This is a genomic window from Methylosinus sp. H3A (assembly GCF_015709455.1).
Taxonomy (GTDB): Bacteria; Pseudomonadota; Alphaproteobacteria; order Rhizobiales; family Beijerinckiaceae; genus Methylosinus.
The window spans coordinates 1,391,654-1,404,207 of sequence record NZ_JADNQW010000005.1 but is presented as its reverse complement, the minus strand read 5'-3'; the positions used below and the strand labels follow the sequence as shown (position 1 = coordinate 1,404,207).

Genomic DNA, 12,554 nt, shown 5'->3' with positions numbered 1-12,554 from the left:
TCATGACCAGATATGTCGGCGCGATCGATCAAGGCACGACGAGCTCGCGCTTCATCATCTTCGATCACGACGGCGAGATCGTCGCGCTCGACCAGCGCGAACATGCGCAGATCTATCCGCGACCCGGATGGGTCGAGCATGACGCGACAGAAATCTGGCGCCACACGCGCGACGTCATCGCCGGCGCGCTGGCGGAGGCGGGGCTTTCTCCCGCCGATCTCGCTTGCGTGGGCCTCGCCAATCAGCGCGAGACGACGCTGCTCTGGGATCGCCGAACCGGCGCGCCGCTGCACAACGCCATCGTCTGGATGGACACGCGCACCGATGCGCTCGTCGCGCGCTTTTCCGCGCAGGGCGGCAAGGATCGATTGCGCGCAAAGACGGGCCTGCCGCTCTCCACCTATTTCTCGAGCCTGAAGCTCGTCTGGCTACTCGAGAACATTCCCGGCGCGCGCGAGAAGGCGGCGGCCGGCGAGGCGCTGTTCGGCACGATGGATTCATGGATCGCCTGGAATCTCACCGGCCGCCATTTCACCGACGCGACCAACGCCGCGCGCACGCAGCTGATGAATCTCGAGACGCTGCAATGGGACGAGGAGCTGCTCGCGCTCTTCGACATTCCGCGCGCCTGCCTGCCGGAGATTCGTTCATCGAGCGAAATCTATCGCGCCTGTCGCGAGCCGCTCGCGGGCGTCGCGCTTTCGGGCGCGCTCGGCGATCAACATGCGGCGCTGATCGGCCAGGCCTGCTTTTCGCCCGGCGACGCCAAAAACACTTATGGCACCGGCTGCTTTCTCTTGATGAACATAGGCGAGACGCCGCGCATCTCGACCAAGGGACTGCTCACGACGCTCGCCTATAAGCTCGGCGACGAGAAGCCGGTCTACGCGCTCGAGGGTTCGGTCGCCATCGCCGGCGCACTGGTGCAATGGCTGCGCGACAATCTCGGAATCATCGAGAAGAGCTCCGACATAGAACAACTCGCGGCGAGCGTCCCCGATAATGGCGACGTCTATTTCACGCCCGCCTTCGCGGGGCTCTATGCGCCCTATTGGCGTGAGAGCGCGCGAGGCGTCATCGCCGGGCTCACGCGCTTCTCGACGAAAGCGCATATCGCCCGCGCGGCGTTGGAGGCGGTCGCCTTCCAGAGCTTCGACGTCGTCGAGGCGATGGCGGCCGATTCGGGCGTGGCGCTGGAGGAGCTGCGCGTCGACGGCGGCATGGCGGTCAATGAGCTGCTGATGCAGTTTCAAGCGGATATTCTCGCCGCACCGGTCGTGCGGCCGCATTGCATAGAGACGACGGCGCTCGGCGCCGCTTATGCGGCGGGGCTGGCGACAGGCTTTTGGAAGAGCGTCGACGAGCTCGCCGCGCATTGGCGCGTCGACAGGCGCTGGCGTCCGCGAATGGCGAGCGAGGAGCGCGGACGCCGCCTCGCCAAATGGCGCAAAGCGGTGACGCGCTCCTTCGATTGGACCGATTGAGCGTCACCGCGATTGCGCAGCGGCGGCGCCGAGAGCGTTGCGGCGCAGGATGAAAAAGCGCTTCGACGAATCACCGCCGTGGAGAATCGATGCGCGAGCGTTGCATTTTCGGCCATCCGTCGCGCTCGAGCTGCAGCCATTTTCCGCGCATTGCGCAGAATGGCTGCGGCCACGTCGGCAACATCTTGCTTTTTATCGAAATTTTCGAGGCTTCGCGGCGGTCTCGCGAGCGCGGCCTTCACCGCTGCGCCCGCGGCGTTTCGTCATCATGGCGACGATAGGTGATTTGTGTCGCGATTATGTATATAAGGCGACACGAAACGGAGCGTCCGGCCCTCTTTCGGCCGGCGTCATGCGAATGGCCGAGGCCAGCCACATTTCGGCCGCCAACGCCTTAGAACGTGGCGGCCGAACGGCGACGTTCCCAGCGGCGCGGAACCCTGAGAGACGAGCCGCCGAAAACGACGAGTCGCAGCGAGGGCGCAAGAGAAAAGCTCCCGCCCCTCGGTTCAACGAACATCGAGCCCGACATCGGACGTAAACAGTAAAGGTTGAAGATGCCGACAATCGCTCTCGTCGACGACGACCGCAATATTCTGACCTCCGTCTCGATCGCTCTGGAAGGCGAGGGCTACCGCGTTCAGACCTATACCGACGGCGCCGCGGCGCTCGACGGTCTGCGCGCCAACCCGCCGGACCTCGCCATTTTCGACATAAAGATGCCGCGCATGGACGGAATGGAGCTGCTGCGCCGTCTGCGGCAGAAATCCGACCTTCCGGTGATCTTCCTCACTTCCAAGGACGAGGAGATCGACGAATTGTTCGGCCTCAAAATGGGCGCCGACGATTTCATTCACAAACCCTTCTCGCAGCGCCTGCTGGTCGAGCGCGTGAAGGCGATCCTGCGTCGCGCCAATCCCAAGGAGGCGGCGGCGCAGAAGGAATCCGAAGCCAAGGTGCTGGAGCGCGGCGCTCTGGTCATGGACCCGGAGCGCCACACCTGCACCTGGCGCGGCGATCCTGTCGTGCTGACGGTGACGGAATTCCTCATCCTGCAAGCGCTGGCGCAGCGCCCGGGCGTGGTGAAGAGCCGCAATGCGTTGATGGACGCCGCCTATGACGATCAGGTCTATGTCGACGATCGCACCATCGACAGCCACATCAAGCGGCTGCGCAAGAAGTTCAAGGTCGCCGACCAGGAGTTCGAGATGATCGAGACTTTGTACGGCGTCGGCTATCGATTCAAGGAAGCCCAATAGCGATCCGGCTCATGACCGTCACGACAGAAAACGACCATGGCGTCGCGGAGACGCACACGCGCCAAAAGCGCATCGGCCGCGCCGCGTCGGTTCGCTTGGCGCGTCTCGCGCGCGCCATTCAGTCGCGTCTGTCGTCGTCGCTCACACGTCGCATCGTCGTGCTCAATCTCGGCGGCCTCGTGGCGCTGCTCGGCGGTTTCCTCTATCTCAACCAGTTCCGCGAAGGTCTGATCGACGCGCGCGTGCAGAGCCTGCAGACGCAGGGCGAGATCATCGCCGCGGCGATCGCGGCCTCGGCGACCGTCGACACCGACGCCATCACCATCGATCCCGAAAAGCTGCTGCGGCTCGCGCCCGGCGAGAGCTACAGCCTCGCCGAGGGCAGCCAGCCGTCGATGGAGTTCTCGCTCAATCCAGAGCGCATCGGCCCGCTGCTGCGCCGTCTCGTGTCGCCGACGCGCACGCGCGCGCGCATCTATGATCGCGACGGCTATCTCTTGCTCGATTCGCGCTCCGTCACCGGCCGCTCCAATATTCTGCGTTTCGAGCTCGGACCCGCCGGCGGCGCGGCCGAATCGACCGGCTATCTCGAGCGCGGGATCGATGCGCTGCGGCGCTGGACGCGGCGGCCGGAGCTGGCGCTCTATGAGGATATCGGCGCCGGCAATGGCAAAGCCTATCCGGAGGTGGCCGCCGCGCTCACGGGCGGCGCGCTCTCCGTGGTGCGCGCCAACGCCAAGGGTGAGACCATCATCTCCGTCGCCGTGCCGGTGCAGCGCTTCCGCTCCGTGCGCGGCGCGCTGCTGCTGTCGACGCTCGGCGGCGACATAGACGCGATTCTGGCGCAGGAGCGCTGGGGCATCATCCGCATCTTCCTGGTCTCGGCCGGCGTGATGCTGCTCTTGTCGCTGTTCTTCGCCGGCACCATCGCCGAGCCCATGCGGCGCCTCGCCGAGGCGGCCGATCGCGTGCGGCGGGGCGTCAAGTCGCGCCAGGAGATTCCGGATTTCTCGCAGCGCCAGGACGAGATCGGCCATCTCTCCGGCGCGCTGCGCGACATGACGCGCGCGCTCTACAATCGCATAGAGGCGATCGAGCATTTCGCCGCCGATGTCGCGCATGAGCTCAAGAATCCGCTGACCTCGCTGCGCAGCGCGGTCGAGACTCTGCCCATCGTCAAGGACGAGAACGCGCGCTCGCGCCTGCTCACCATCATCAAGCACGATGTCGGCCGGCTCGATCGGCTCATCAGCGATATTTCCGACGCCTCGCGTCTCGACGCAGAGCTCGCGCGCGCGGATATGGAGATCGTCGACGTCGCCGGCGTGCTGAAGACCGTCGTCGGCATGGCGGCCGACGTCGATCGCGGCGACGGCGTCGAGATCACGCTCGACATCCAGCCCGCCGATCCGCGTCGGCGCTGGCGCATCCTCGGCCATGATTCGCGCCTCGCCCAAGTGTTCGACAATCTCATCGCCAACGCCCGCTCCTTCTCGGGGCAAGGGGGCGGCGTGCGCGTCTTTCTGCGACCGGAGCAGGCGGTCGGGCCGGGCGGCCAGCCGATCGACGGCTATGAGATCATCGTCGACGACGATGGCCCGGGCATTCCAGCCCACGCCTTCGAGCGCATTTTCGAGCGCTTCTACACAGATCGGCCGGAGCAGGGCTTCGGCCAGAATTCCGGGCTCGGCCTGTCGATCTCGCGGCAGATCGTCGAGGCGCACAATGGCCGCATCCGCGCGATGAATCGGACGCAGGCGGAGCCGGAGGGCACGGACGAGATCGCGCCGGACGATGTGGTGCTGGGCGCGCGCTTCGTGCTCTGGCTTCCGGCGGCCAGATGAGCGACGCCCCTCGCCTCGAGGAGCCGGACGAAGATCGTGTCATGATTCACGCCAATGCGCTGCTCTTGGGCTCGGCCGGCGTTCTGCTGCGCGGCCCCTCCGGCGCCGGCAAGAGCGGGCTCGGCCTCGAGCTGATCCAATTGGCGCAGGGGCGCGGGCTGTTCGCGCGTCTCATCGGCGACGATCGCGTCGAGCTCGTCCGCCGTCACGGCCGGCTGGTGGCGCGGCCCCATCCGGCGATCGCCGGAGCGATCGAGGAGCGCGGGATCGGCGTCCGTCCGGCGGAATTCGAGCCCGCGGGGGTGCTGCGCTGTCTCGTGGATCTACGCGGGCCGCGCGATTTTGCGCCGCCGCGATATCCCGAGGCGGGGGACGCGGAGGCGAAACTCTGCGGGGTGGCGCTGCCGCGGCTCGCCGCGGACGCCCGGGAGGCCGGGGCGACAAGAAAGATTTTCTCGTTTATTCATCAGTTTGTGGCATTTTAGCGAGGATAGGAGGTTTTCGCTTGCCAATTTCGCCGCAACGCACAAAATGGCGCCCGAAACGCTGCGAACGTCGGGGCGACATTCGCGTTAGTAAATTGGTGAGCCGCAATGCCGGTCTGCTTCGGTTCTCCGGTTTCGACGATCTCGTTCTCCTGCGAGACGGTCTTCATGAGCGGTAGCTGCGAATGATCGGAATGGTCCTGGTGACCCATGGCCACCTCGCCACGGAGTTTCGCGCGGCCCTCGAGCATGTGGTCGGCCCGCAGAAACAACTCGTGTCGATCTCGATCGGCCCCGAGGACGATATGGAGCGTCGGCGCCGAGACATTATCGACGCCATCGCCGAGGCGGACAGCGGCGACGGCGTCGTCGTGCTGACCGACATGTTCGGCGGCACCCCCTCCAATCTTGCGATTTCCGTGATGAATGGCGGCAAGGTGGAGGTGCTCGCGGGCATCAACCTGCCCATGCTGATCAAGCTGGCCTCGGTGCGCGAGACGGCTCCGCTGGAGCAGGCGGTGTTGCAAGCCCAGGACGCCGGGCGCAAATATGTCTATATCGCCAGCAGAGTTCTCAACGCGAAATGACCGATCAGTCCATTTCCGCCGCGACCGAAGGCGGCCGCATCGTCCGCGATCTCGTCATCGTCAACCGCAAGGGCCTGCACGCGCGGGCGACCGCCAAATTCGTCCAGTGCTGCGAGGCCTATGAGGCCGAGATCACCGTCTCGAAATGCGGCGACACGGTCGGCGGCAGCTCCATCATGGGCATATTGACTCTCGGCGCCGCGCAGGGCTCGACCATCACCGTGACCGCGGCCGGCCCCCAGGCCGTGCAAGCGATAGAGGCGCTGGCGGCGCTGGTCGGCAACCGCTTCGGCGAGGACGAGTAGGGGCCCGCGCGCTACGCTTCCCCCCGCCGCGGCTTGGACAGCTCGCTCAGATCCGGCTCCCCGCAGCGCCCGAGAATCGCGGCGCGGACATGGTCGCGCAGCCGCAAGGCGCAGGTGAAATCCGCCCCACCCGCGCGCAAGGGCGGCAGGATCGTCAGCGACAGATCCGCCCGGCGCGGGAACCATTGCCCGCCACGCAACATGCTGCGAGTTCCGCGCAAAACGCCCGGATAGACCGGCAGATCGGCCTCCGCGGCGATCTTGAATGCGCCGAGATAGAAGCCGCAGAGACCCGCGCGGCGTGTAAAAGTCCCCTCGGGGAAGAAGACCAGATTGCGTCCCTCCTGCGCCGCCGCCGCCAGCCTCTCCGCATCGGCCACGCTCGCGGCTATGTCGAAACGCTCGACGAAAAGCGCCCCGAGCCGCCGCAGGAAGGGGCCGGCGAAAAATTGCCCCGCGAGCTCCTTTTTGGCGACGAAAGCCGGCTCGCCCGGCAGGCTTGCGGCGAGCAGCATCACATCGACATAGCTCGAATGATTGAAGGCGAGCACGGCGCCGCCCGAGGGAAGCAGCTCGAGCCCCTCGGTCGTGATCGTCGCGCCGAGCGCGTGAAGCATGGTTCCGGCGATTTTCCGCACCGCCGACCAGCGCGCCGCGCGGCCGGGCAGAATCATCACCGCGACAAAGGTCGCGAAATAGCCCACACAGACGAGGAGCCACCACCAGCCGGCGTAGAGCAGCTCGCCCGCCCGCCGGGCCGCGCGGCGAGTCGCCGGCCATAGGCCCGAGAGCGCCAGCCGCGCGATCTGGAACCAGACCGGGCCGCGCGGCTCGCCGAGCCGGCCCTCCTCGAACAACGTCTTGGCGGCGCCGCGGCGGATCTTGCCGCTCGAGGTCTTGGGCGTCGAGCGCGGCGCGACGAAGCGGACTTCATCCGCCGGCGCTCCGCAGACGGCGCCCACCGCAGTCTGGACCTTGGTCTCGAGCGCGCCGAGCGCCTCGGGAACCGTCTCATAGGTCTCGGCGACGACGATCAGCCGTTCCGTGCCCGTTTCCGTATCCGCCGCGCCAAAGGCGGCGACGCAGCCCTTGCGGATCCCTTCGACCTCGGCGACCGCCTCCTCTATCTCCTGCGGATAGAGATGGCGCCCGGCGCGGATGAGGATGTCCTTGACCCGTCCGGTCACATAGACCTCGCCCGCGGCCATATAGGCGCGGTCGCCGCTGTCGAGCCAGCCGTCGCGGATCAGCGCCTTGGTCTTCTCCTCATTGCGAAAATAGCCGGCGGTGGCGGAAGGCCCGCGGAACTCGAGCCGCCCCTCGCGCCGCTCGCCGAGCTCGCGGCCCGCCGCGTCGACGATGCGGATTTCATGCCCCGGCAGAGGCGCGCCGCAGGAGACGATCTCCAGCGTGGGCGAATCATCCGGCGCCGCCGGTTCGGCGCGGCCATCGGTCGCGAGCGCGTCGCGATCGATGCTGTCGATCATCGGCGCGCGGCCGGGCGGCGGAAAGGCCAGGCCCACAGAATTCTCGGCGAGCCCATAGACGGGCGCCATGGCCTCCGCCCGAAAACCATATTTGGCGAATTTCTCGGCGAAACGGCGGATCGTGCGCGGCGAGATCGGCTCGGCGCCATTGGCGACCAGGCGCAGCGAGCCGAGATCGAGCCCTTCGATCTGGGCCGGGTCGATTTTGTCGAGGCAGAGCTCGAAAGCAAAATTCGGCGCGGCGCTCAGCGTCCCGCGATGCCGGTCGATCGCCTCGAGCCAGCTCGCCGGCCGCGACAGAAAGGTGAGAGGCGACATCACATAGAGCGGCGCGCCGAAATGCAGGCAGCCGAGCCAGGCGCCGATCAATCCCATATCGTGATAGAGCGGAAGCCAGCTCACGAAAGTGTCGGCCGAGCTCGCGCCGATCGCGAGGCCCATGGCGCGGACATTGGCCAGAAGATTGGCGTGGCTCAGCACCACGCCCTTGGGATCGCCGGTGCTGCCCGACGTATATTGCAGCATGGCCGTCGCGCCCGCCTCGCGCGTCGGCGGCAGCGGCGCGCCGCTGGCGCCGCTCACGAGATCGGCGACGGCGACGATCTCCTCCAGCGTCTCGACCTGTCGGCGAGCGAGGCCGGCGAGGCGCAGCCCCTCCGGCGTAGTGACGAGCATTTTGACGCCCGCGTTGCGCAATATGCCGATCTGGCGGGTGAGATGCTCCTCGATCTGCGACATGCGCATCGGCGGGTAGATCGGCACGGGAACGGCGCCCGCGTAGAGAACGGCGAAAAAGCCGACGAAAAAGTCGATGCCCGTCGGCAGCATCAAAGCGATCCGGTCGTCGGGCGCGACATCGCGGGCGACCAGTCCCTCCGCCGCGCGGCGAGCCTCGTCGGCGAGCCGCCAATAGGTCAAAGCCCCGGCCGGCGTCGCCGCGTCGCGCAGAAAGGTGAGGTGCAGGCGCTCGGGATTTTGCGCCGCGTGCCAGTCCAGCGCCTCGGTCAGCGTCCGCGCCTCGAAGGCGGCGCGAATATGCGGCAGGGCTTCCCCGGCCGCGGGCTCGCCGATCGGGGGCGGCTCGGCGCCGGGCGCTTTCTCGAGCGCGTCGATGAGGTCGCCGACCGTGTCGGCGCGGCCGAGCTGCTCGATCGGCAGGGGCGCATGAAAAGCGCGCTCGAGCCGCATGTTCAATTCGGCGCGCGCCAGGCTGTCGACGCCGAGATCCTGCTCGAGCCGGCTCGACAGAGAAATCTCCGCCGGCGCGTTTCGCCGCGGATGCATTTCGCGCGCGAGCGAGCCGACGACCGCGAAGACCTCCCGCCGCGCCGCTTCCTGCGTCGCGCGCCGACGTCCGGGATAATTGGAGACCGCATGCATCGCGCCCCTCCTGCGCCCCTCCCTCGCGACGCAGATAGAGCGGAGTCGGCGGCATTCGACTCTTTTCTGTAACCCGGCGTCGACAGGCGGCGCCGATAATCGCTCCGGTTGCGCTCACGCCAGCTTCGCGCAAGCCAGAAAGCCGAGACTGAGTGCGCGTTCGACGCGCCATGGGTGGTCCAAAGACATGGTTTCGCCGATTTCCGCCGTCACATCCCGAGCGCCCAGCGTGCGCGCGCTATCGCGCGTCTCGCAGGTCGCCGCAAAGGCCGAGCCGGTCGAAGAGGCCGCCGGCGCGACGACGCCCGCCAAAACGCCGCCGCCCGGTCCCGGCCTTCGGGACGCGCTTCCCGCCGGCTATCGAAATTTCGCCGTGCCGCTCGGCGCTGCGACGAGCGACCAGCTCTCCGGCGAGGAAGCGATTTCCCTGTCGGCCTATGGGCCGAGCGCGGCGGCGCTCTCGGGTCTTCCGCGTCTCGTCGGCGAGCGCGTCCCATTGCGGATCGTCGTTCGGGAGGCGCAGGCGGCGGCGCGCTCCGCGGCGGAGGCGCGCGGCGAATCGACGGAAGAATTCCTCGAGAATGCGGCGATCGTTCCGCGCTCGCGCCTGCCCTCGCGCAACGCCGACGACGCCGCGCCGACGATTCGCGCCGCTCTGCTGGTTCGCGACGGCGAGCGCGACACGGCGACCATCGACATCTACCTGACGAAGACCGGGCCGGGCGCCTTCGAGGCGACGACCTATGATCGCGATTTCGCCGCGACATCCGGTGGTTTTCCTTATTCGGCGCCGCCGCTCTCGGTCGATCGCATCAATTTCGACCCCGCCTATCAGGCGATCATCTCGGTCGTCGCCGGCCAGCCGCGCCGGCGCAGCGGGCCGGCGGCTGGCTCCGCATCGCCGCTCGGCTCGCTGGCGGTCTCGGCGGTGATCGGCGTCGCGACTTTCGTCGCCGTCATGCTGACGCTCGCCGCCGACCAGCCGATCTTCGCGGCGACGACGGCGCTGCTCGGCGCCATGGGCTTCGTCTATGCGGTGCGGTCGCGCTCGGGCGGCTGAAGCGCCGGGGCTTAACGGCTTGCGCTCCGGCGCGTCCCCCGCTAACCCTGCGGCCAGCCCCGCAGCCGAACCAGGGAAAGCCGCCGCAATGAAAGCCCGCGTCATCGTCACATTGAAGACAGGCGTGCTCGATCCGCAAGGCAAGGCCATAGAAGGCGCGCTCGCCTCGCTCGGCGTCGAGGGCGTCGCCGGCGTGCGGCAGGGCAAGGTGTTCGATATAGAACTCGAGGGCTCCGACCGCGCCGTCGCCGAGGCGAGGCTGCGCACGGCCTGCGAGAAGCTCCTCGCCAACACCGTCATCGAGAATTTCCAGATCGAGATCTAAAGCCCATGAAAGCCGCCGTCATCGTCTTTCCCGGCTCCAATCGCGAAGGCGATATGGCGCGCGCGCTCGCCCAAGCGACCGGCCGCGAGCCGGACCTCGTCTGGCATTCGCAGACCGAGCTGCCGACGGGCACGGATCTCGTCGTGCTGCCGGGCGGCTTCTCCTATGGCGATTATCTGCGCTGCGGGGCCATCGCCGGGCGCGCCGCGATCATGGACGCCGTGCGCGCCCACGCCGCGCGCGGCGGGCTGACGCTCGGCGTCTGCAACGGCTTTCAGATTTTGTGCGAGGGCGGCCTGCTGCCGGGCGTGCTGATGCGCAACGCCAATCTGCGCTTCGTCTGCCGCATGCAGCATTTGCGCGTCGAGCGCGCCGACACCGCCTTCACCAAGCAATATCGGCAGGGCCAGACGATCAAAGTCGCCATCGCCCATGGCGAGGGCAATTACGAGGCCGATGAGGAGACGATCGCACGGCTCGAGGGCGAGGGGCGGGTCGCCTTTCGCTATTGCGATTCGCTCGGCCGCATCGGCGGCGACGCCAATCCCAACGGCTCGCGCAACGACATCGCCGGAATCTATTCCGAGCGCCGCAATGTGCTCGGCCTGATGCCGCATCCGGAAAATCTCATCGATCCGCTGGTCGGCGGAATCGACGGCCGCGGCCTGTTCGAGAGCCTCGCCGCCGCGTGAGCCGCGGCGCGCTCGCGCGACGATCGCCCGAGCGGGCGGGAATTTCCCGACCCGCCGAGGCTGGAACGAAACGGCGGATGTTTCGCGGAATGGCCGCCTCGGCTATAAGGGGCTGCGGCGAGGAGCCCCCAGCACATGGCGCAGCACGACAAAGACCCCGCGGATAACCACGAGGCCTCGGAAACAGCGGCCGGCGACGTCTGGACGACGACGAGCGTCGATCATCCGGTCGAATCCGAGCGTGTCGAGCCGCAAGCAAATTCCGCGCCCGGCAGCGCGCCTGCGCCAAAGCCGCCCCGCAAGAACTGGCACCGCTTCACTTTATTCGCGGCGACGCTCGGCCTGCTCGCGACAGCGGGAGCGATCGCCGCCTATCGCTTCCGTGACAAGCACGAGAAGCTCGCCGCTTTCGCCACTGTGGTCGACGAAGCCTTCGCCCGACCGGAGAAGCTCGTCTCGGCGCTGCGCGAAAACGTCGTGAAATGGACCGGCAAGGCGGCAAAACCCGCCGAGACCGCGAAAGCCCCGGCGCCGATCGATCTCGGCGCGATCGAGACGACCGCCCCGCCCAAGCCGGCGCCTATCGAGGCGAAGCCCGCGGAGCCGGCTCCGCCGCCCCGCGCGAACGGCGAGCGCGTCACCACCTGGTCATCGCCCGCGACGCCTGCGCCCGTCCCTGCCCCGGTCGCCGCTCCCGAGCCGCCCGCCAAGCCCGTGACGGAGACGAAGCCCGAGACCGAGACGAAAGCCGCCTCGGCGTCCTCCAGCGAGCAGACCGAGGCGCTGGCGCGCCGCGTGGACGAATTGGAGCGAATCGCGCGCTCGGCCCTGGCGCTGGCCGAGGAGGCCCGCATCAGCGGCGAGGCCACTCGCGCGGCGCCCAAGGTCCAAGATCAAAAGGCGCCGGATCAGAAAGCGCCGGACCAAAAGGTGCAGGACGTCGAGGACAATGTCAGCGGGCTCGAAGGCCGCATCGACTGGCTCGCCGAGCGGCTCGACGAACTGCGCGAGAAGCTCGAGACCTCCAAGAACGAGAGCCGCGTCGCGCGCGAGGCCGAGCCGGTCCCGGCTCCCCAAATCGTCGCGCCACAGGCCGCGCCGGAGGAGGCGCCCAAAGGGCCCGATCCGGCGACGATAGTGGTGGTCGCGCATTCATTGCAGCGGGCGCTGGACCGGGGGACGCCCTTCGCCTCCGAATACGCCGTGCTGTCGGCCCATGGCGCCGACTCGGAGGCGCTGTCCGCGCTCGCCCCTTCGGCCGAGAAGGGCGCGCCCGACGCTCGCGCGCTGCGCGCCTCCTTCCACCCGCTGATTCGCAAGCTCGAAGCTTCGGCGGAGCTGAAACCGGACGCCCCTCTGGCCGACCGCCTGCTGCAAGGCGCCTCCAAGCTGGTGAAGGTCCGCACCGCCACCGAAAAAGAAAAAGCCACGATCGGCGACACCGCCGCCAAATTGGAGGCGGCGCTCGATCGCGGCGAGATCGAAGCGGCCCTCGCCGCATTCGCGGAATTTCCCGACGACGCCAAAGCCGTCGCACGCGAGTGGGAAGAGGCCGCCCGCCGCCGCGTGGCGGCCGAGAAAGCGGCGGCGTCCATTCTCTCGGGCGCGCTGGACGCGCTCGCAAAAACCAAGAACTGAGCGGAGCT

General features: G+C 67.8%; 11 protein-coding genes. 10 read left to right on the top strand and 1 reads right to left on the bottom strand.

The genetic code is table 11. The features are described from left to right. Positions 1 to 2: 2 nt before the first annotated feature. From glpK to IY145_RS09565, 6 genes are all read left to right on the top strand, one after another. Positions 3 to 1,484 carry a glycerol kinase GlpK gene (glpK, locus tag IY145_RS09590; protein WP_196410479.1) on the top strand — a complete coding sequence of 494 codons (1,482 nt, stop codon included), beginning with the start codon at positions 3 to 5 and terminating at the stop codon, positions 1,482 to 1,484. Positions 1,485 to 2,041: 557 nt separating this feature from the next. Next, complete coding sequence (locus IY145_RS09585; protein WP_196408004.1) at positions 2,042 to 2,743, top strand: response regulator transcription factor; 702 nt, start codon at positions 2,042 to 2,044, stop codon at positions 2,741 to 2,743. Between the two features lie 11 nt (positions 2,744 to 2,754). Further along, positions 2,755 to 4,587, top strand: a complete 1,833-nt coding sequence (locus tag IY145_RS09580) for a stimulus-sensing domain-containing protein (protein WP_196408003.1) — start codon at positions 2,755 to 2,757, stop codon at positions 4,585 to 4,587. Then, entirely contained in the window at positions 4,584 to 5,072 is a 489-nt protein-coding gene (locus IY145_RS09575; protein WP_196408002.1) for an HPr kinase/phosphorylase, read from the top strand. The genes IY145_RS09580 and IY145_RS09575 overlap by 4 nt, the downstream gene beginning before the upstream one ends. 185 nt (positions 5,073 to 5,257) lie before the next feature. Continuing rightward, positions 5,258 to 5,659: a PTS sugar transporter subunit IIA gene (locus tag IY145_RS09570; RefSeq protein WP_196408001.1), complete on the top strand. Its 402-nt coding sequence runs from the start codon at positions 5,258 to 5,260 to the stop codon at positions 5,657 to 5,659. Further along, positions 5,656 to 5,964, top strand: a complete 309-nt coding sequence (locus IY145_RS09565; protein ID WP_196408000.1) for an HPr family phosphocarrier protein — start codon at positions 5,656 to 5,658, stop codon at positions 5,962 to 5,964. Before IY145_RS09570 ends, IY145_RS09565 begins: the two co-directional genes overlap by 4 nt. Positions 5,965 to 5,975: 11 nt before the next feature. On the opposite strand, the gene IY145_RS09560 is transcribed toward IY145_RS09565, so the two are convergent. Next, positions 5,976 to 8,831, bottom strand: coding sequence for an AMP-binding protein (locus IY145_RS09560; RefSeq protein WP_196407999.1), 2,856 nt, complete (start codon positions 8,829 to 8,831; stop codon positions 5,976 to 5,978). A gap of 229 nt (positions 8,832 to 9,060) precedes the next feature. Between IY145_RS09560 and IY145_RS09555 the strand changes: the two genes are divergently transcribed. The 4 genes from IY145_RS09555 to IY145_RS09540 all read left to right on the top strand — a co-directional run bounded on the left by IY145_RS09555 (position 9,061) and on the right by IY145_RS09540 (position 12,546). Continuing rightward, a complete protein-coding gene (locus IY145_RS09555) occupies positions 9,061 to 9,891 on the top strand; it encodes a hypothetical protein (RefSeq protein ID WP_196407998.1) in 831 nt (276 codons plus the stop codon). An 88-nt stretch (positions 9,892 to 9,979) separates the two neighbouring features. Then, positions 9,980 to 10,216 carry a phosphoribosylformylglycinamidine synthase subunit PurS gene (gene purS / locus IY145_RS09550; protein ID WP_196407997.1) on the top strand — a complete coding sequence of 79 codons (237 nt, stop codon included), beginning with the start codon at positions 9,980 to 9,982 and terminating at the stop codon, positions 10,214 to 10,216. Between the two features lie 5 nt (positions 10,217 to 10,221). Continuing rightward, entirely contained in the window at positions 10,222 to 10,908 is a 687-nt protein-coding gene (purQ, locus tag IY145_RS09545; RefSeq protein WP_196407996.1) for a phosphoribosylformylglycinamidine synthase subunit PurQ, read from the top strand. A gap of 135 nt (positions 10,909 to 11,043) precedes the next feature. Further along, positions 11,044 to 12,546 carry a COG4223 family protein gene (locus IY145_RS09540; RefSeq protein WP_196407995.1) on the top strand — a complete coding sequence of 501 codons (1,503 nt, stop codon included), beginning with the start codon at positions 11,044 to 11,046 and terminating at the stop codon, positions 12,544 to 12,546. Positions 12,547 to 12,554 lie beyond the last annotated feature (8 nt).